The sequence below is a fragment of the Rhizobium sp. P1_E6 genome (genome assembly GCF_056405875.1).
This window is the reverse complement of sequence record NZ_JBFUBG010000067.1, coordinates 1-18281: the sequence shown is the minus strand read 5'-3', so window position 1 is coordinate 18281 and position 18281 is coordinate 1. Positions and strand designations below refer to the sequence as shown.

Annotated in this window: 20 protein-coding genes; 15 read left to right on the top strand and 5 right to left on the bottom strand. The window is 60.0% G+C overall.

The genetic code is table 11. The annotated features are described in order from the left end of the window. The first annotated feature begins 22 nt into the window (after nt 1-22). From olsA to trmB, 9 genes are all read left to right on the top strand, one after another. Entirely contained in the window at nt 23-820 is a 798-nt protein-coding gene (gene olsA / locus AC1D35_RS25165) for a lyso-ornithine lipid O-acyltransferase (RefSeq protein ID WP_113298339.1), read from the top strand. Between the two features lie 48 nt (nt 821-868). After that, nucleotides 869-2278 carry a tRNA (N6-isopentenyl adenosine(37)-C2)-methylthiotransferase MiaB gene (gene miaB / locus AC1D35_RS25160; RefSeq protein ID WP_477940547.1) on the top strand — a complete coding sequence of 470 codons (1410 nt, stop codon included), beginning with the start codon at nt 869-871 and terminating at the stop codon, nt 2276-2278. Between the two features lie 18 nt (nt 2279-2296). After that, nucleotides 2297-3349 (top strand): PhoH family protein, encoded by a 1053-nt coding sequence (locus AC1D35_RS25155; protein WP_113298337.1) that lies wholly within the window; start codon nt 2297-2299, stop codon nt 3347-3349. Further along, nucleotides 3349-3864, top strand: coding sequence for an rRNA maturation RNase YbeY (gene ybeY, locus AC1D35_RS25150; protein WP_113298336.1), 516 nt, complete (start codon nt 3349-3351; stop codon nt 3862-3864). Before AC1D35_RS25155 ends, ybeY begins: the two co-directional genes overlap by 1 nt. Next, on the top strand, nt 3861-4997 hold the full coding sequence (locus AC1D35_RS25145) for a hemolysin family protein (protein WP_115035817.1): 1137 nt from the start codon (nt 3861-3863) through the stop codon (nt 4995-4997). The genes ybeY and AC1D35_RS25145 overlap by 4 nt, the downstream gene beginning before the upstream one ends. Before the next feature lie 78 nt (nt 4998-5075). Further along, on the top strand, nt 5076-6680 hold the full coding sequence (gene lnt, locus AC1D35_RS25140) for an apolipoprotein N-acyltransferase (protein WP_477940544.1): 1605 nt from the start codon (nt 5076-5078) through the stop codon (nt 6678-6680). Between the two features lie 153 nt (nt 6681-6833). Next, a complete protein-coding gene (locus tag AC1D35_RS25135; RefSeq protein WP_113298333.1) occupies nt 6834-7253 on the top strand; it encodes a helix-turn-helix domain-containing protein in 420 nt (139 codons plus the stop codon). A gap of 180 nt (nt 7254-7433) precedes the next feature. Next, on the top strand, nt 7434-8687 hold the full coding sequence (gene metK / locus AC1D35_RS25130; RefSeq protein WP_113298332.1) for a methionine adenosyltransferase: 1254 nt from the start codon (nt 7434-7436) through the stop codon (nt 8685-8687). Beyond that, complete coding sequence (gene trmB, locus AC1D35_RS25125; protein WP_477940542.1) at nt 8684-9385, top strand: tRNA (guanine(46)-N(7))-methyltransferase TrmB; 702 nt, start codon at nt 8684-8686, stop codon at nt 9383-9385. Before metK ends, trmB begins: the two co-directional genes overlap by 4 nt. A 368-nt stretch (nt 9386-9753) precedes the next feature. Here trmB and AC1D35_RS25120 read toward each other — a convergent pair whose 3' ends face one another. Further along, nucleotides 9754-10011, bottom strand: a complete 258-nt coding sequence (locus AC1D35_RS25120) for a BQ00720 family protein (protein WP_113298330.1) — start codon at nt 10009-10011, stop codon at nt 9754-9756. Nucleotides 10012-10058: 47 nt separating this feature from the next. Further along, on the bottom strand, nt 10059-10484 hold the full coding sequence (locus AC1D35_RS25115) for an Hsp20 family protein (RefSeq protein ID WP_113298329.1): 426 nt from the start codon (nt 10482-10484) through the stop codon (nt 10059-10061). Nucleotides 10485-10766: 282 nt separating this feature from the next. Between AC1D35_RS25115 and AC1D35_RS25110 the strand changes: the two genes are divergently transcribed. Then, the gene (locus AC1D35_RS25110; RefSeq protein ID WP_113298328.1) at nt 10767-11711 is read left to right on the top strand and encodes a nucleoside hydrolase; all 945 of its coding nucleotides are present in this window, start codon (nt 10767-10769) and stop codon (nt 11709-11711) included. Nucleotides 11712-11785: 74 nt separating this feature from the next. Here the strand turns inward: AC1D35_RS25110 and grpE are convergent, their stop codons facing one another. After that, nucleotides 11786-12421 carry a nucleotide exchange factor GrpE gene (gene grpE, locus AC1D35_RS25105; protein WP_113298327.1) on the bottom strand — a complete coding sequence of 212 codons (636 nt, stop codon included), beginning with the start codon at nt 12419-12421 and terminating at the stop codon, nt 11786-11788. A 111-nt stretch (nt 12422-12532) separates the two neighbouring features. Next, complete coding sequence (hrcA, locus tag AC1D35_RS25100; RefSeq protein ID WP_113298326.1) at nt 12533-13621, bottom strand: heat-inducible transcriptional repressor HrcA; 1089 nt, start codon at nt 13619-13621, stop codon at nt 12533-12535. Nucleotides 13622-13798: 177 nt separating this feature from the next. Between hrcA and rph the strand changes: the two genes are divergently transcribed. From rph to hemW, 4 genes are all read left to right on the top strand, one after another. Then, nucleotides 13799-14515, top strand: coding sequence for a ribonuclease PH (gene rph / locus AC1D35_RS25095; RefSeq protein ID WP_113298602.1), 717 nt, complete (start codon nt 13799-13801; stop codon nt 14513-14515). A 72-nt stretch (nt 14516-14587) separates the two neighbouring features. Next, nucleotides 14588-15004 (top strand): VOC family protein, encoded by a 417-nt coding sequence (locus AC1D35_RS25090; RefSeq protein ID WP_113298325.1) that lies wholly within the window; start codon nt 14588-14590, stop codon nt 15002-15004. A gap of 9 nt (nt 15005-15013) precedes the next feature. Further along, nucleotides 15014-15658 carry an RdgB/HAM1 family non-canonical purine NTP pyrophosphatase gene (rdgB, locus tag AC1D35_RS25085; RefSeq protein ID WP_477852586.1) on the top strand — a complete coding sequence of 215 codons (645 nt, stop codon included), beginning with the start codon at nt 15014-15016 and terminating at the stop codon, nt 15656-15658. A gap of 15 nt (nt 15659-15673) precedes the next feature. Next, nucleotides 15674-16870: a radical SAM family heme chaperone HemW gene (gene hemW, locus AC1D35_RS25080; RefSeq protein WP_477940537.1), complete on the top strand. Its 1197-nt coding sequence runs from the start codon at nt 15674-15676 to the stop codon at nt 16868-16870. A gap of 6 nt (nt 16871-16876) precedes the next feature. Here the strand turns inward: hemW and AC1D35_RS25075 are convergent, their stop codons facing one another. Next, nucleotides 16877-17797: a DMT family transporter gene (locus AC1D35_RS25075; RefSeq protein ID WP_113307781.1), complete on the bottom strand. Its 921-nt coding sequence runs from the start codon at nt 17795-17797 to the stop codon at nt 16877-16879. A gap of 142 nt (nt 17798-17939) precedes the next feature. Here AC1D35_RS25075 and AC1D35_RS25070 point away from each other — a divergent pair. Beyond that, nucleotides 17940-18281: LysR family transcriptional regulator (locus tag AC1D35_RS25070; protein WP_477940534.1), on the top strand; the 342-nt coding region annotated here is incomplete at its 3' end.

Sequence of the window (18281 nt, the reverse complement as noted above, 5' to 3'; positions counted from 1 at the left end):
TGGCAGTCCGGGAGCGCCGCATTTGATCGTCAGGCTGCGCATTGCCTTCGCCATTACCGTCATCATTGTCGTCAGCATCCTGCTCATGCCGCTGCAGGTGCTGGCGCTTTATTTTAACTGGAAGCTGCGTCGCACCCTGCCCCGACACTGGCATCGCATCGTCTGCTATTGTCTTGGCATCCGCATTCGCGTGCGCGGCACACTTGAGAGACGCCGGCCGCTGATGCTCTGCTCCAATCACTCTTCGTGGATGGACATCATGGTCATGTCGGCCGTTGCAGACGTTGCCTTCATCGCCAAGATCGAGGTGCGCGACTGGCCGATTTTCGGCACTCTCGCCAAGCTGCAGAAGAGCGTCTTCGTGGTGCGGGAGGAAAAACGCCGCACCGGCGATCAGGCGAACGAAATCGCCGGCCGTATGGCAGACGGCGAAATCGTCGTGCTTTTTCCCGAGGGAACGACCTCTGACGGCAATCGCCTGCTGGAGGTCAAATCGTCGCTCTTCGGTGCAGCCGCCATGGCCGTGCCGCATTCCCCGACCGGTTCTGTCATGGTCCAGCCGGTTTCCATTGCCTATACGCAGGTGCACGGTATCGCCATGGGCCGCTATCACCGCCCGCTCGCCGCATGGCCGGGCGATATCGAGCTTCTGCCGCATCTCAAAGACATCTTCAAATGTGGTGCCATCGATGCCGAAGTCTCCTTCGGCGAGGCAATCGAATATGGCGAGAAGACCAATCGCAAGGACGTCAGCGCGACGATCGCCGCCCGCATCCGCAACCTGCTGAACAGCAGCCTTCGCGGCCGCAACGTTGGCTGAGGCAAGAGTCCCTTTTCTCGAGCGCCAAAAACCACTAGATAACGCGCCATGACCCAGGACAGCGCCCTTCTTCAGGCCCCGGAGGTTTCTCTCCGCGATGGCTCCAACAGCCGCAAGGTTTTCATCAAGACCTATGGCTGCCAGATGAACGTCTATGACTCGACGCGCATGAGCGATGCTCTTGCCCGCGACGGCTATGAGCCAACCGAGGACATGGAAGAAGCCGACCTCGTCCTGCTCAATACCTGCCATATCCGCGAGAAGGCTGCCGAGAAGGTTTATTCCGCTCTCGGACGACTGCGCGAGATGAAGAAGCGCAAAGCGGCCGACGGCCGCGAGATGATGATCGGCGTTGCCGGCTGTGTGGCACAGGCGGAAGGAGAAGAGATCTTGCGCCGTGCGCCGGCAGTCGACGTCGTCATCGGCCCGCAGACCTATCACCGCCTGCCGGAGGCGCTGCGCCGCGCCAAGGAAGGCCACCGCGTCGTCGATACGGAATATGCGATCGAGGACAAGTTCGAGCATCTGCCGATCGCCGAGGCGCCGAAGATTCGTGCCCGCGGCGTGACCGCCTTCCTGACGGTGCAGGAAGGCTGCGACAAATTCTGCACCTTCTGCGTCGTGCCCTATACGCGCGGCTCGGAGGTTTCGCGACCGGTCTCGCAGATCGTCGAGGAGGCGATGAGGCTCGTCGATGGCGGCGTGCGCGAAATCACTCTGCTCGGCCAGAACGTCAATGCCTGGCACGGCCTCGGCCCGAAGGGCGAAGAGTGGAGCCTTGGCGACCTGCTCTACCGGCTTGCCGATATCCGCGGCCTTGCACGGCTTCGATATACGACCAGCCATCCGCGCGACATGGACGACCGGCTGATCGAGGCGCATCGCGACCTTCGCACGCTGATGCCTTACCTGCACCTGCCGGTCCAGGCCGGTTCGGACCGTATTCTCAAGGCGATGAACCGCCGCCACACGGCAGCTGAATATCTTTCCCTCATCGAGCGCATCCRCAAGGTCCGCCCCGATATCGCGCTCTCGGGCGACTTCATTACCGGCTTTCCGGGGGAGACAGACGGCGAATTTGAGGATACACTAAAACTCGTTGAGGAGGTTCGTTATGCACAGGCCTTCTCGTTCAAATATTCGACGCGGCCGGGTACGCCCGGTGCGGAATTGAAGGACCAGGTGCCGGAAGAAATCAAAGCAGAACGGTTGGAACGCCTGCAAGCGCTGCTTCTCAAGCAGACGCAGGAATTCAACGAGTCCTGCGTCGGCAAGGAAATCGATCTTCTCCTGGAAAAGCCGGGCCGCATGCCGGGCCAGCTCATCGGACGTTCTCCCTGGCTTCAGTCTGTGAATGTTGATGCAAAAGCATCGCAAATCGGTGACATTATTAAAGTGCGAATCACAGGAACCGGAACCAACAGCCTGTTTGCCGAACGCGCAGAGGCTGAGGTCTAACCCAAGGAGCTCGACCGCTTGAACGGACAGGAATTGGTTTCATCTTCACCGCGCCACCCACGCATTGCGAGCGACGCCAATCACTTCGTCCTGACGTTCGAGAACAACCGGTTCGCCAGCGAACTTTTCGGACAGTTCGATCAGAACCTGAAGCTCTTGGAACAGCGGCTCCATATCGATGCGCGGGCGCGTGGCAACTCCGTCGTCATTACGGGCGATGTGCTGGCGACCAATCAGGCGCGACGCACACTCGATTACCTCTATGAAAAACTCCAGAAAGGCGGCAGTGTGGAGCGTTCAGACGTGGAAGGCGCAATCCGCATGGCGGTTGCAGCCGACGACCAGCTCACGCTGCCGACGATGGAGAAAAAAGCCAAGTTGACGATGGCGCAGATTTCTACGCGCAAGAAGACGATCATCGCGCGCACGCCGACACAGGATGCCTATATGCGGGCGCTTGAGCGCTCGGAGATGGTGTTCGGCGTCGGCCCGGCCGGCACCGGCAAGACTTATCTCGCCGTCGCCCACGCAGCCCAGCTTCTGGAGCGAGGCGCCGTCGAGAAGATCATCCTTTCGCGGCCGGCCGTGGAAGCCGGCGAACGCCTCGGCTTCCTGCCGGGTGATATGAAGGAGAAGGTCGATCCTTATCTGCGCCCGCTCTACGACGCGCTTTACGACATGATCCCCGGCGACAAGGTCGAACGGGCGATCACCGCAGGCGTCATCGAAATCGCGCCGCTCGCCTTCATGCGCGGACGCACGCTCGCCAACGCCGCCGTTATCCTCGACGAGGCCCAAAACACCACGGCGATGCAGATGAAGATGTTCCTGACGCGTCTCGGCGAGAATTCGCGTATGATCATCACCGGCGACCCGAGCCAGATCGACCTGCCGCGCGGCGTCAAATCCGGCCTCGTGGAAGCGCTGCACCTGCTGAACGACGTCGAGGGCATCTCGATGGTGCGCTTCAGGGATGTCGACGTCGTGCGCCATCCGTTGGTCGGCCGCATCGTCAAGGCCTATGACGCGACCTATGTAGCGGCAAACGAAGAGGCCAGCCGGCAGGACTGATGGCCGATCTCGACATACAGATCAGCATCGAGGACACGGGCTGGCCCGCCGAAGATGTGTTGCATGCCCTTGGCGAACGCGTGCTGGGTGCGGCGGTCACTTACTTGCGGGAAGAGGAACAGCAGCCCTTCCCGACGATGCCGCCGGAAGTTTCGCTCGTCTTTACCGACGATGCCTCCATCCAGGACATCAATGCGGAATGGCGCGGCAAGGACAAGCCGACCAATGTGCTGTCGTTTCCAGCCTTCCCGGTCAAACCCGGCAAAATGCCCGGCCCGATGCTCGGCGATATCATCATCGCCCGGGAAACGGTAGAGCGCGAGGCGCATGAGCTCGAAAAGAGCTTTGACGATCATCTCACTCATCTTATGGTGCATGGTTTCTTGCATCTGCTCGGCTACGACCATATGAATAATAACGAAGCCGAAATTATGGAGGGGCTGGAGACTCGCATTTTAGCAGTACTCGGCCTATCTGACCCCTACGAGGGTCAAGACCTTAAAATGGAACCATGAGCGACTTTTCAACGAAGCCGGCGTCAGACGCCAAGGACTCCGACCAATCCTCCTCTTCCGACGAGGGTGGCAGTAGTCGACACCGACCGCCATCCTTCTGGTCACGCGCCGCGCGCATCTTAAGACCGCAACAGGGCTCGCGCCTACGCGAAGACATCGCCGATGCGCTGATGACAGACCCGGCAGCGGCCGATGCCTTTGCGCCCGACGAACGCGCGATGCTTCACAATATCCTGCGCTTCCGCGAGGTACGCGTCGCCGACGTCATGGTGCCGCGCGCCGATATCGAGGCGGTCGACCAGAACATCACGATCGGCGAGTTGATGATCCTCTTCGAGGAAAGCGGCCGCTCGCGCATGCCGGTCTATGCCGAAACGCTCGATGACCCGCGCGGCATGGTGCATATCCGCGACCTTCTTTCCTATGTTGCCAAGCAGGCGCGCAACAAGCGCCGCAGCGGTACGAAGCCTGTAGCAGGCGCGCCGGCCATCGAGGTCTCTCCGGAAAATATCCAGAAGGCGCCACGCTCGGCCAAACCCAATTTCGATCTCGGACGCGTCGACCTGCAGAAGACGCTCGCCGAAACCGGTATCATCAGACAGATCCTCTTCGTGCCGCCCTCGATGCTCGCCTCTGATCTGCTGCGTCGCATGCAGGTGAACCGTACGCAGATGGCACTGGTCATCGACGAATATGGCGGCACCGACGGTCTTGCCTCGCATGAAGACATCGTGGAGATGGTGATCGGCGATATCGACGACGAACATGACGATGAAGAAGTGATGTTCAAGCGCGTTTCGGAGGACATGTTCGTCGCTGATGCCCGCGTCGAACTCGAGGAAATTGCCGAAGCCATCGGCCCTGATTTCGACATCAGCGAGCAGATCGACGAGGTCGACACATTGGGCGGCCTGATCTTCTCGGCGCTCGGGCGTATCCCGGTGCGCGGCGAAGTCGTGCAGGCTTTGCCCGATTTTGAATTCCACATTCTCGACGCCGATCCACGCCGCATCAAGCGGGTACGCATTACCCGTAAGCGCCAGGCGATCCGCCGCCGCGCCAAGGCGGATGGTGACGGGCCGCTCATCGGCGACGGAAACGACGATCGGCCGGCTGAATCGACCGCAAACTGACCTTTCCGTAAGACGACAAGCGCGCACTTTTTTGAAAGACTGCGATTGGATTGATTCGCGGCTTTGATGGGAGTGCGCATGGAGCGGCTTGCGGACAGGGTTATCCTCGTCTGGGGTTTCAAACGGTCATTGCTTGCGATCGCAGCAGGTGCCTTTGGCGTGCTGGCGCTACCTCCCGTCGGCTTCTTCGCCGCGATGTTCGTTTCCTTCACGCTGCTCGTCTGGCTGATCGACGGGGCGGCCGCCTCGCCGGAAAGTAGTCTGCCAGGTCGGCTCTGGCCGGCATTTGCGACCGGCTGGCTGTTCGGCTTCGGCTATTTCGTTGCCGGGCTCTGGTGGCTTGGGCATGCGCTGCTGATCGATTCAGAGGAATTTGCCTGGGCTTTACCGCTCGCCATCCTCGGGCTCCCGGCCTGTCTTGCCATCTTTTACGGGTTGGCTGCAGGACTTGCCCGTATCTTCTGGTCCGACGGCATGGGGCGGATTGCAGCACTTGCTGCCAGCTTCGGCCTGCTTGAGTGGGTGCGTAGCTTCATCTTCACCGGCTTTCCGTGGAACGCCATCGGCTATGCCATGATGCCCGTGTCTGTCATGATGCAGTCCGCGCATGTGATCGGCACCATGGGGGTAACGGCTCTCTCGGTCTTCGTCTTTGCCGCCCCCGCTCTGCTCGGAACCCGGCAGGGAGCGAAGCTCGGTATCAGCCTCGCGGCAATCCTCTTTGCAGCGCATCTCGGTTACGGCGCCTATATCCTCTATCTCACGCCGAAACCCGAGCCCTTGCCCGAGGACAAGCGGCCTGTGGTTCGCCTGGTGCAGCCGGCAATCGACCAGGCCATCAAGATGGACAATGATGCAGATCGCGAGGCGATCTTCGAGACACATCTCAAGCTTTCGACGGAGGCTCCCAAAGACGGTGGCAGGAAGCCTGACATCATCGTCTGGCCGGAAACCTCGATCCCATTCATCCTCACCGATAACAAGGATGCGCTGACGCGGATCGCCGATACGCTCGACGACGACCAGATCCTGATCGCGGGCGCCGTGCGCGCCGAAGAACTCGGTCCCGGCTACCCCACACGCTATTATAACTCGATCTATGTCATCGACGGACGCGGGCAGATCGTCGCCGCCTCCGACAAGGTGCACCTCGTTCCCTTCGGTGAATATCTTCCCTTCGAAGACATGTTCAACGAACTCGGTATCCAGAATGTGGTGGAGATGCCGGGTGGTTTTTCGGCCGCCGCCAGCCGTCATTTGCTCGAGCTTCCTAGCGGGCTGAAATTCTATCCGCTCGTCTGCTACGAGATCATCTTCCCAGATGAAATGACAGGCGACATCGGCCAAGCGAATGCCATTCTCAACATCACGAATGACAGCTGGTTCGGGTCAACACCCGGTCCCTACCAGCATTTTCAGCAGGCGCGCGTACGAGCGGTCGAAACCGGTTTGCCGCTGATTCGCGATGCGAATAGTGGAATTTCGGCGGTTGTAGACCCGCGTGGCGAAATCGTGTCAGGCCTAAAATTGGACGAAATTGGCTTTATTGATGCAACTCTCGATGGATTTGAAAAAAGCAACTGGAGATCATACCCCCGCCAAACTTACTTCTGGTTGACTGAAACGTTACTGATACTGATTGCGCTAATTTCACGCAGGGGTTTTATTTTCAGGTTGAATTGACCAAAAACCCCTAAAATTGCATAGTGGCAGCAATCGGCGTTAGTAACGTATGCTTCAAGGTGGGTTATCGCGACTTGCAACGTGGCGTTACGGAATGAGGTCAGGGCATGCCGGTTAGAACAAGGTTGAATTTTTCTTTGCTAGGGCACGACCATGATTGAAAATAAGAAGAAGCCGAATCCTATCGACATTCATGTCGGCAGCCGCATTCGACTTCGCCGTACTATGTTGGGAATGAGTCAGGAGAAGCTCGGCGAAAGCCTCGGCATCACCTTTCAGCAAATCCAGAAATACGAGAAGGGCACCAACCGCGTTGGCGCCAGTCGACTCCAGAATATTTCAAGCATCCTCAACGTCCCCGTTTCCTTCTTCTTCGAAGACGCTCCCGGCGAACATTCCGGTGCTCTGAGTGGCATGTCGGAAGCCTCGAGTTCAAACTACGTCGTCGATTTCCTCTCCTCTTCGGAGGGACTTCAGCTCAACCGCGCGTTTGTAAAGATCACCGATCCCAAGGTTCGTCGCAAGGTCGTCGAACTGGTGAAGGCACTGGCGGCGGAAGCCGACTCCGACTGAGCGTCCCCACGCTCAGGAAAACTCAAGGGCGGCTCAAAAGGCCGTCTTTTTGCGTTTTTGGGGCAAAATTTGTCATTTCGCCGTAGATATAAAGATATATTTATGTCCTTCTGTGCTTGTCATTGTGGCACGAAATGAGTACCTACTAGACCGCTTTTGTTCTTTGAGGGGAATCCCGAAATGCGCGCGAATTATTTCTTTACCAGCGAATCTGTTGCCGAAGGTCATCCGGACAAGGTGTGTGACCGCATCTCCGACGAGATCGTCGATCTGGTTTACCGCGAAGCGGCAAAGACAGGCGTCAATCCGTGGGGCGTGCGCATTGCCTGCGAAACCCTTGCAACGACCAACCGCGTCGTCATCGCCGGCGAAGTTCGCCTGCCGCCGAGCCTGATGAAGAAGGACAAGGACGGCAACGACGTCATCAATCCGTCGAAGTTCAAGGCTGCTGCCCGCCGCGCCATCAAGGACATCGGTTACGAGCAGGACGGCTTCCACTGGAAGAAGGCCAAGATCGACGTGCTGCTCCACTCGCAGTCTGCCGACATCGCGCAGGGCGTGGACAGCGCCGCCGACCAGCAGGGCGACGAAGGTGCCGGCGACCAGGGCATCATGTTCGGCTACGCCTGCAAGGAAACCCCAGACCTCATGCCGGCGCCGATCTACTATTCCCACAAGATCCTTCAGCTGCTCGCTACCGCCCGCAAGAAGGGCGAAGGCGAAGTCGCAAAGCTCGGCCCCGACGCCAAGAGCCAGGTGACCGTACGCTATGTCGACGGCAAGCCGGCGGAGGCCACCTCGATCGTTCTTTCCACCCAGCATCTCGACGACAGCTGGGATTCGAAGAAGGTTCGCAGCGTCGTCGAACCCTATATCCGCGAAGCCCTTGGYGACCTGAAGATCGCTGACGATTGCAAGTGGTACATCAACCCCACCGGCAAATTCGTCATCGGCGGCCCGGATGGTGACGCCGGCCTTACCGGCCGCAAGATCATCGTCGACACCTATGGCGGCGCTGCTCCGCATGGCGGCGGCGCGTTCTCCGGCAAGGACACGACCAAGGTCGACCGTTCGGCCGCCTATGCTGCCCGCTACCTCGCCAAGAACGTCGTAGCCGCCGGCCTTGCCGACCGCTGCACGATCCAGCTCTCCTACGCTATCGGCGTTGCCCAGCCGCTGTCGATCTATGTCGACCTGCACGGCACCGGCAAGGGTGTTTCCGAGGACCAGGTCGAAGCTGCGATCCGCGAGAACATGGACCTGTCGCCGTCGGGCATTCGCCGTCACCTCGACCTGAACAAGCCGATCTATGCCAAGACCTCGGCTTACGGCCATTTCGGGCGCAAGGCCGGCCGCGACGGCTCGTTCTCCTGGGAGCGCACGGATCTCGTGAAGGGCCTCAAGGACGCCGTCAAGACCAAGGCTGCTGCATGACGGACATGGAACGCCGGGGCCGCGCGACCGAAGCCTTCTTCGGTCGCCGCAAGGGGAAGGCGCTGCGCGAACAGCAGGCCGAAAGGCTCACTACCCTGCTCCCGGCATTCCTCATCGACCTTTCGGCGGCTCCCCCGGAGCCGCCGATGAATCTCTTCCCTGATCCGGTCGAAAGAATGCGGCTGGAGATCGGCTTCGGCGGCGGGGAACATCTCATTCATCGCGCGCTGGAAACACCGTCAACGGGCTTTATCGGCGTCGAGCCTTTTGTGAACTCCATGCAGAAGCTGCTGGCGCGCGTCGACGAAACGGGTGCGCGCAACGTGCGCGTCTACAATGACGACGCGACGCAGCTCCTCGACTGGCTTCCCGATCATTGCCTCGATCAGATCGACCTGCTCTATCCGGACCCCTGGCCGAAGCGGAAGCACTGGAAGCGGCGCTTCGTCTCGAAGACCAATCTCGACCGTTTCCACCGCGTGCTGAAGCCAGGCGGGCTCTTCTGCTTCGCCTCGGATATCGACACCTATGTGAACTGGACTCTGTTGAAATGCCGCGACCATGGCGGCTTTGAATGGATGGCGGAAAATGCCGCCGACTGGCTGACGCCCTATGAAGGCTGGCCGAGCACCCGCTATGAAGCCAAGGCGCGCCGCGAAGGCCGCTCCTCGGCCTATCTCACGTTCAAGCGCGTCTGACCTAGTCTACGAGATCGCCACGGCGTTCGGAACAGCCGATGACGGCGGTTGCCCTTGTCGCCGGAAGGTTTTCGAGGATCGAAAGAATGCCGGACTGCCGAGCTATACCGCACGGCTCTCAACCAAGCGCTGCTGGTCGTATGTCCCGGGAGGATTCGGAAAGAGAGCAAGATCGACGCCACGCGCATCGGCTCAGAGCAAATCGCTCGATATCGCATCGGCCGCAGTCTCAGCGTTGTCGAAAACGGGAAAACGCTGGAAGGCGGCTATACGCATGGGCAAGGGACCCGCATGTGGCCCTTGCATCGCCCATTGCCCTTATTCACACATGCATTCTGACGGCCAGCCCTGCGGCAGGCCGGTCGTGATCAATGCAGGCTGACCGTCTTCAGCTCGTCTTCGGCAGCCTTGAAGAAGGTGCTGGAGCGGTTATCCGTCAGCAGGATCGGCGTACCATCGGCGCCGAACAATGCCCAGAGATCAACGCTTGGATCGATATCCGGCGCCTCAGGGAAGCACCTTGCAACCTCTTCGTTGCGTATTTTGCGGATATAGGCGACCTCGCCATTGCCGATGCCGGCAAGTTCGGACTTGGTCAAACGCGACGTGGCTTCTTTCATCAACATTCCTGTTCCTCCGGGAGAAGGGACCAACGGTTCAGCAAACCGTTGTGCTACTGTGAAACCGAAATGTTAATTTTCTTGACCATGCGGGCCGGTTCCGGGCGAATTAGATCAACCGACAGCAGACCGTTCTTGAGGCTTGCGCTTAGAACCTGCATGCCATCGGCGAGAACGAAGGTGCGCTGGAACTGCCTGGCCGCAATGCCGCGATAGAGATAATCGCGCTCGCCCTGATCGACCTGGCGGCCACGGATCAGAAGCTGGTTTTCCTCAGTGGAAACATCGAGGTCTTCTTCGCTGAAACCGGCAACGGCAAGCGTGATGCGGAGCCGTTCAGGCGCGTCGTAACCTGCCGCGATGCGTTCTATGTTATAGGGTGGATATCCGTCGCTTGCCTTGGAAATCCGCTCAAGCGTCTTTTCCATGGCATCGAAGCCCAGAAGTAGCGGGCTGGCGAAAGGGGTAATGCGACTCATCTTCCAAAGTCCTTGATGCAAGCGACCTCTCCGGACCTCACAAGCAGCATCCGGGTACCGCTAATATGGGAACGACGGTTGCCCGCTGCAAGGCGCGATGGCCACCCAACCAGGCCTCCCCCATTTTAAGGCGAAGCCTCACAAGACCGCTTCCTTGACAAAGGACGCAACGCCCCGCATCAAAACATGCCCCGGCGCGATGTGCTGATTTGTTACGGGAGCATGAAGACAATGAGAAGGTGCATGCCAGAGCGACGCGCACCAGAGGATGGAACGATTCGGATGGCAGAACCGAGAAAAATCATTATCGACACCGACCCCGGCCAGGACGATGCCGCCGCGATCATGTTGGCCTTCGGCAGCAGGCAAGAGCTTGACGTGCTGGGCATCACTACCGTCGCCGGCAATGTGCCGCTGTCTCTGACGAGCCGCAACGCGCGCATCATCTGCGAGCTTTGCGAGCGGACTGACATCAAGGTCTTTGCCGGCGCCGACCGGCCGATCGCCCGCAAGCTGGTTACCGCCGAGCATGTGCATGGCAAGACCGGCCTCGATGGCCCGACCCTTCCCGAGCCGACGATGCCGCTGCAGGCACAGCATTCCGTCGACTTCATTATCGAAACGCTGCGACGCGAGCCGGAAGGCACCGTCACGCTCTGTACGCTCGGACCGCTGACCAATATCGGCATGGCTTTCCGGAAGGCGCCCGACATCATTCCGCGTATCCGCGAGCTTGTGATGATGGGTGGCGGTTTCTTTGAAGGCGGCAATATCACGCCGGCTGCGGAATTCAACATCTACGTCGATCCGGAAGCGGCCGACATTGTGTTTCGCTCGGGCGTGCCTGTCGTCATGATGCCGCTCGACGTCACGCACCAGCTTCTGACCCGCAAGGACCGGGTGAAGCGGATGGCCGAGATCGGCACCGCGCCGGCCAAGGCGATGGTGGAGATGCTGGAATTCTTCGAGCGCTTCGACATCGAAAAATACGGCTCGGACGGCGGCCCGCTGCACGACCCGACGACGGTGGCCTACCTGCTGAAACCCGAACTCTTCAAGGGCCGGGACTGCAATGTCGAGATCGAGGTGACGTCGGAGCTGACAGTCGGCATGACGGTCGTCGACTGGTGGCATGTGACCGACCGCAAGCGCAATGCGAAGGTCATGCGCCACGTGGATGCCGACGGATTCTTCGATCTGCTGATCGAGCGCTTCGCGCGGATATGATCCACCAAGGTTAGACAGGAACAGAAAAGGCCGCCAGCGCGGCCTTTTCTTAATTGTCGGGCGTCCTTATCGTCTTAGGCGTCCTTCTCGTCCAGCACCGAGTTGGCCTCGGCTTCGACGAGTTTCGGACCACCCTTGGCAACGCCGACCATGGCCGGGCGCAGCACGCGTTCGCCGATGGAGAAACCGGCCTGCACCACCTGCACGACCGTATTGTTCGGCACTTCGGTATTCGGCACTTCGAACATCGCCTGATGGAAGTTCGGGTCGAACTTCTGGCCAACCGGCTCCAGCTTGCGAACGCCGTGGCGCTCGAGAGCCGAGAGCATTGAACGCTCGGTCATATCCACACCTTCAATCAGCGTGGTCAGGCCGGCATCGGCCGTTTCCTTCACTTCGGCAGGAATGGCGTCGAGCGCGCGGCGCAGGTTGTCCGAGACGGCCAGCATGTCGCGAGCGAAGCCTGCGACGGAATAGGACTTGGCATCCTTGACCTCGCGCTCCGTGCGGCGGCGCAGATTGTCCATTTCGGCCGCGAGCCGCAAATAGCGGTCGCGCAGTTCGGCATTCTCGGCCTTCAGAAGCTCAAGCGGATCTGGTTCGCTTGCAGCTGCTTCCTTCACGGCTTCATTCTCGACGTTTGCGGCAGCGTCGGCTGCGGCTTCTGCCGCAGCTGCGTCAGGTCCGTTTTGCGTCGTTTCATCAGTCATGACGGTCTCCGGTTCATATATTCTCAGATGCGCCCGATATCGATGTTTGGCCGGAAAAAATCAAGTCTGCGTGACGAAGAAGCTGAAATTCAGCCGGTTTCGCGTGAGGGATCAGAGAGATCCGCGCGAAAGGCGCGACACGAGCTGGGCCGTATAGTCCACCATCGGCACGATGCGGGAATAATTAAGCCGCGTGGGGCCAATCACGCCCACCGCTCCGACAATGCGGTCGTCGTCATCGCGATAGGGGGCAACGATCAGGGAGGAACCGGAAAGCGAGAAGAGCTTGTTCTCCGAACCGATGAAGATGCGCACGCCGGGTCCGCTTTCAGCAAGGTTCAGGAGCTCGATCAAGCTGTCCTTCTTCTCCAGGTCGTCAAAGAGCAGGCGCAGACGGTCGAGGTCTTCCGCCCCGCCCACGCCTTCCAGCAGGTTTGCGCGGCCGCGGATGATGAGTTGCGCTGGCTTTGTCTCGTCCGAGTTGCCGGCCCATACGGCAATGCCACGCTCCACGAGATCCCGCGACAGCGCATCGAGCTCGTGGCGAACTTCATCTTTCAGTCGGCTCAATTGCAGGCGCAATTCCGGCAGCGTTTGCCCGGTCATGTGCGCGTTGAGGAAATTTGCGGCTTCGGTGAGCTGCGAAGAGGTAACGCCCGCAGGCAGCTCGATGATTCGGTTTTCCACCTGATCGTGATCACCGACAAGCACGGCCAGAGCCTTGGTAGGCTCCAGGCGGATGAACTCGACATGCTTCAGCACCGAATCGCTCTTGGACGTGATGACGAGGCCGGCGCCGCGCGAAATGCCCGAGAGCATGCGACTTGCCTCGTTCATCATCGATTCCACGGGATTGTCGCGGTTTCCGGCCCGCACCTGTCGGTCGATGCTGGCGCGCTCCTCGACAGAGAGATCGCCGACCTGCATGAAGGCATCGACAAAGAAGCGCAGCCCCACCTGCGTGGGCAGGCGGCCGGCACTGACATGCGGCGAATAGATGAGCCCCAGTTCTTCCAGGTCGCTCATGACATTGCGCACAGAGGCGGGCGACAGTGACATGGGCAGAAGACGTGACAGATTGCGGGAACCCAACGGTTCGCCGTGCTCCAGATAACCTTCGACGATACGTCGGAAGATTTCCTTGGATCGTTCATCCAGCGCGGCCACGGCATCCGAAACCGATGTCGACCTGTAGCTCATGAACTTTCGCACCCGTACTGAATGATATCCGGGAAATATAGCCAAACTTACCCCCGTGGCAAAAGGGAATTTGCAAATGCACGCAGCCAATCGTAGAAGCGGGCGACAATACAGATGCAGGCATGGCATTGCCGGGACCCGCTCACGCTTTTCGGCATCATGTTTCAGGAGAAGAGAATGCGGCCTTCAGGCAGAAAAACAGACCAGATGCGCAAGGTCTCCTTCGAGCGCAATTTTTCCAAGCATGCCGAAGGCTCCTGCCTGGTGAAATTCGGCGATACGCATGTGCTCTGCACGGCAAGCCTTGAAGACAAGACACCGCCATGGCTGCGCAATAGCGGCAAGGGCTGGGTTACCGCCGAATACGGCATGTTGCCGCGCGCGACAGGCGAGCGTATGAAGCGCGAAGCCGCTACCGGCAAACAGGGTGGCCGCACGCAGGAGATCCAACGCCTCATCGGCCGTTCGCTGCGCGCTGTGGTCGACCTGACCGCGCTCGGCGAGCGCCAGATCACGCTCGACTGCGACGTTATCCAGGCGGATGGCGGCACGCGTACGGCCTCCATCACCGGGGCCTGGATTGCGCTTTACGACTGCCTGCGCTGGATGGAAACCCGCAACATGATCAAGGCCGACCGCGTCCTGAAGGATCATGTCGCGGCGATCTCCTGCGGCATCTTCGCCAGCCAGCCGGTTATCGACCTCGACTATCTCGAAGATTCTTCTGCCGAAACCGATGCCAATTTCGTCATGACGGGCGCCGGCGGTATCGTCGAGATTCAGGGCACGGCGGAAGGCACGCCTTTCACCGAGGAAGAATTTTCTTCGCTGATGGGCCTTGCCAAGGCCGGTATCGCCGAACTGGTGGACCTGCAGAAGCAGGCAATCGCCTGAGGGCATCCGTTCGGGCCTATCAATGAATTTTCCTTGTCCCCGTTTCGGGGACAGCCGGACCAAGAGGCGGTAATGGCCCACCCGATCGAAGGCATTCTTGAAACCGCGCTTTATGCCGCAGATCTCGATGCGGCTGAAGCCTTCTACGGGAATGTGCTGGGTCTCGAGAAGATCGCACGGTCGGGCAACCGCCATGTGTTCTTCCGGTGCGGATCGGGCGTACTGCTGATCTTTAACCCGAAGGAAACGATGAAGCCGCCGGCACCTGACAGTCTGCAGGTTCCGCCGCATGGCACGACCGGAAAGGGCCATGCCTGCTTCAGGGTTTCGGGAGATTATCTCGATCAGATGGCCAGGAAGCTGCAGGCAGCCGGTATCGGTATCGAATCCGAGGTTCACTGGCCGCAGGGCGGCCGATCGATTTATTTCCGCGATCCTGATGGCAACAGCCTGGAATGCGCGGAGGCGAAAATCTGGGGCATGGAATAAGGATATTTTATGCGTAAGCTCGAAACCAAGACCATTGTCGTTGCCAGCCATAACCAGGGCAAGATCCGCGAGATTCAGGATCTGATCGGGCCGCTCGGCTTTACCGCCAAATCGGCTGCCGAACTCAATTTCATCGAACCCAAGGAAACCGGGACGACCTTCGAGGAAAATGCGACGATCAAGGCGCTCGCCTCGGCTGAAGCCTCGGGCATGCCGGCGCTTTCTGACGATTCGGGTCTCGTCGTCGATGCACTCGGCGGCGATCCGGGTGTCTACACGGCCGACTGGGCGGAGACCGGCAACGGCACCCGCGATTTTGGCATGGCGATGGAAAAGGTCGAGAAGGCACTGGAAAAGGCCGGCGCCAAGAAGCCCGAACAGCGCACCGCGCGTTTCGTCAGCGTGCTCTGCCTTGCCTGGCCGGATGGCCATACCGAGCTTTTCCGCGGCGAAGTGGAAGGCACCGTCGCCTGGCCGCCGCGCGGAATGCAGGGTTTCGGCTATGATCCGGTTTTCCAGCCGGAAGGCTATGATGTGACGTTCGGCGAGATGAGCGCGGAAGAAAAGCATGGCTGGAGTATCGGCAAACCGCAGGCTCTGTCGCATCGCGCCCGCGCCTTCAAGCTCTTTGTCGAAACCTGCCTGGAAGCATAGGGCCAAGCTTTGAACATGATCGAGTCGCCTGCGCTGATGCCCGACGCAAAGCTTCTGCCAGATACCGGCGAGCCCGGTTTCGGGGTCTATGTGCATTGGCCTTTCTGCGCGGCGAAGTGTCCCTATTGCGATTTCAACAGCCATGTCCGGCATCAGCCGGTCGATCAGGAGCGCTATGTCGCCGCTTTCCTGAAGGAGATCGCCACTGCCCGCCAGATGAGCGGGCCGAAGACGGTGACCAGCATCTTCCTCGGCGGGGGCACGCCCTCGCTGATGAAGCCGGAAACGGTCGATGCGATCCTTGATGGCATTTCGCGGTACTGGCATGTGCCTGATGGCATCGAGATCACGATGGAGGCCAACCCTTCCAGCGTCGAGGCGGAACGCTTCCGCGGCTATCGCGCTGCCGGCGTCAACCGTGTGTCGCTCGGCGTGCAGGCGCTCAACGACCGTGACCTGAAATTCCTCGGGCGGCTGCACGACGTCGCCGATGCGCTGAAGGCGATCAAGCTGGCGCGCGACATCTTCCCGCGCATGTCCTTCGACCTGATCTATGCCAGGCCGAACCAGACGGTGGAAGAATGGGAGCGCGAACTGAAGGAAGCGATCTCCTATGCGGTCGATCATCTCTCGCTCTATCAGCTGACCATCGAGGAAGGCACGCCCTTCTATGGCCTGCACAAGGCCGGAAAGCTGATCGTGCCTGATGGGGACCAGTCCGCTGAACTCTATGAGGCCACGCAGGAAATCACCGAGCGTGAAGGACTGCCTGCCTATGAGGTGTCCAACCACGCCCGGCCCGGCGCGGAGAGCCGACATAACCTCACCTATTGGCGCTACGGTGATTATGCCGGCATCGGCCCTGGCGCGCATGGGCGCCTGACGCGCTGCGCAGAAAAGATCGCAACCGCTACGGAACGCAAACCTGAGGCTTGGCTGGACCTCGTCGAGCGCGACGGGCACGGCATCGTCGACGAGGAGCGCCTCGGCTTCGAGGAACAGTCCGACGAACTGCTATTGATGGGCCTGCGCCTGAAAGAAGGCGTCGATCTCGCTCGCTGGCAGCAGCTTTCCGGCCGCGATCTCGATCCGAAACGCGAAGAGTTTTTACTGGAACACCGCTTCATCGAACGGATCGGCAATTCGCGGCTGCGCTGCACTCCGTCAGGCATGCTGATCCTCGATTCCGTCGTCGCGGACCTCGCCTGCTGAATCACATCAGGCAGTGCGCCTCTTCCCCAAGTTGACGAGCCTTCCATCGATCGCCGCAAGGCCGACGGCGATCAGCGCCATGCCGATCAGATGCTTGAGCTGCAACTGCTCGCCGAGCGCTAGCGCCCCTAGCAGGATCGCACTGACGGGGATCAAGAAGGTTACCAGCATCAGGTTGGTGGCTCCAGCCGTGGCCAGGATTCGGAAGAACAGAACATAGGCCACAGCCGTGGAGAGTATCGCGAGGCCGAGCAGCGCCAGCCAGGTCTCGGCAGAGGGGATGGCGAGCGTCCAGGGTTGGTCGGCAATCAGGGCGATCGGCAGCATGAGCACAGTCGAAGCCGTCACCTGTCCGGCGGCTGGGATCAAAGGCGCCAGGCCCATCCGGCGGAATCGCCGGCCCCAGATGCCTGCCAGGGAGTAGGAGAAGGCCGCACCGAGGACCGCGAGCTGGGCGAGCACGTTCGAACCGAGATCCCTCAAGACATCGAAGCCGATCATGTAGGCTACGCCGGCAAAACCGACGATCACGCCGAAGAGACGGTTTGCCGTCAGCTTCTCGTCTGCCGTCAGCAGGTGGGCGACGACCACGGCGAAAAGCGGCGTCGTGGCGTTGAGGATCGAGGCAAGGCCGCTCGCAATATGCGTCTGGCCCCAGACGATCAGGCAGAAGGGGATCATATTATTCAAGAGTCCCATGCCGAAGAAAGCGATCCAGCTCTGCCTGTCGCGCGGCATGGTATGTCCCATCGCCCGCACGATCAGATTGAGCGCGATGGCGGCAAGTAGCACGCGCGCGGTCACGATCGTGAAAGGCGGCAGCGCCTTCACCAGAATGCCGTTGAAGAAGAAGGAGCCGCCCCAGAGAAGCGACAAGACGATCAGCATGGCCCATTCACCGGTTCCCATGGTTCTCTGTACAGCCATGATAATCTCCTTCATCGAGCTTTGCTAAATCGTTCTCTCGAGCAAACCGACGCAGATTTGCCAGAGACATTTGTTTTTATTAGTATCTCTACGTGTCCGGCAAACGAGCATTTCTCCTCGTATAATTGAGCTGAGCTAAATCATGGTTGATCCCTTGCCTTCGCTCTCGGCCTTGCGCGCCTTCGAGGCAGCGGCGCGCCATCTCAGCATGACGCAGGCAGCGCACGAGCTGCATGTCACACCGGGCGCTGTCAGCTTGCAGATTCGCGATCTCGAGGCCTCGCTTGGCGTGTCGCTTTTCGAGCGGCGTACGCGGCAGATTCTGCTGACGACCGAGGGCCGCGATTACTTCGCGACGCTGCGCACAGCCTTCCAACTCGTGCGCGAGGCAACGGCATCGCTGACGGCACGGCGGCGCGGCAATTCACTGGCGCTTACCTGTACGGCCGGTTTTGCGACGCACTGGCTGTTGCCACGGCTTCAG

Excerpts from the sequence above, each read along its gene's own strand:
- AC1D35_RS25110 (WP_113298328.1), top strand. The coding sequence starts at position 10,767 with ATGGCAGAACCGAGAAAAATCATTATCGACACCGACCCCGGCCAGGAC.
- AC1D35_RS25115 (WP_113298329.1), bottom strand. The coding sequence starts at position 10,484 with ATGAGTCGCATTACCCCTTTCGCCAGCCCGCTACTTCTGGGCTTCGAT.
- AC1D35_RS25120 (WP_113298330.1), bottom strand. The coding sequence starts at position 10,011 with ATGTTGATGAAAGAAGCCACGTCGCGTTTGACCAAGTCCGAACTTGCC.
- ybeY (WP_113298336.1), top strand. The coding sequence starts at position 3,349 with ATGGCCGATCTCGACATACAGATCAGCATCGAGGACACGGGCTGGCCC.
- AC1D35_RS25145 (WP_115035817.1), top strand. The coding sequence starts at position 3,861 with ATGAGCGACTTTTCAACGAAGCCGGCGTCAGACGCCAAGGACTCCGAC.
- lnt (WP_477940544.1), top strand. The coding sequence starts at position 5,076 with ATGGAGCGGCTTGCGGACAGGGTTATCCTCGTCTGGGGTTTCAAACGG.
- rph (WP_113298602.1), top strand. The coding sequence starts at position 13,799 with ATGCGGCCTTCAGGCAGAAAAACAGACCAGATGCGCAAGGTCTCCTTC.
- AC1D35_RS25135 (WP_113298333.1), top strand. The coding sequence starts at position 6,834 with ATGATTGAAAATAAGAAGAAGCCGAATCCTATCGACATTCATGTCGGC.
- trmB (WP_477940542.1), top strand. The coding sequence starts at position 8,684 with ATGACGGACATGGAACGCCGGGGCCGCGCGACCGAAGCCTTCTTCGGT.
- rdgB (WP_477852586.1), top strand. The coding sequence starts at position 15,014 with ATGCGTAAGCTCGAAACCAAGACCATTGTCGTTGCCAGCCATAACCAG.
- hemW (WP_477940537.1), top strand. The coding sequence starts at position 15,674 with ATGATCGAGTCGCCTGCGCTGATGCCCGACGCAAAGCTTCTGCCAGAT.
- hrcA (WP_113298326.1), bottom strand. The coding sequence starts at position 13,621 with ATGAGCTACAGGTCGACATCGGTTTCGGATGCCGTGGCCGCGCTGGAT.
- AC1D35_RS25075 (WP_113307781.1), bottom strand. The coding sequence starts at position 17,797 with ATGGCTGTACAGAGAACCATGGGAACCGGTGAATGGGCCATGCTGATC.
- AC1D35_RS25090 (WP_113298325.1), top strand. The coding sequence starts at position 14,588 with ATGGCCCACCCGATCGAAGGCATTCTTGAAACCGCGCTTTATGCCGCA.
- grpE (WP_113298327.1), bottom strand. The coding sequence starts at position 12,421 with ATGACTGATGAAACGACGCAAAACGGACCTGACGCAGCTGCGGCAGAA.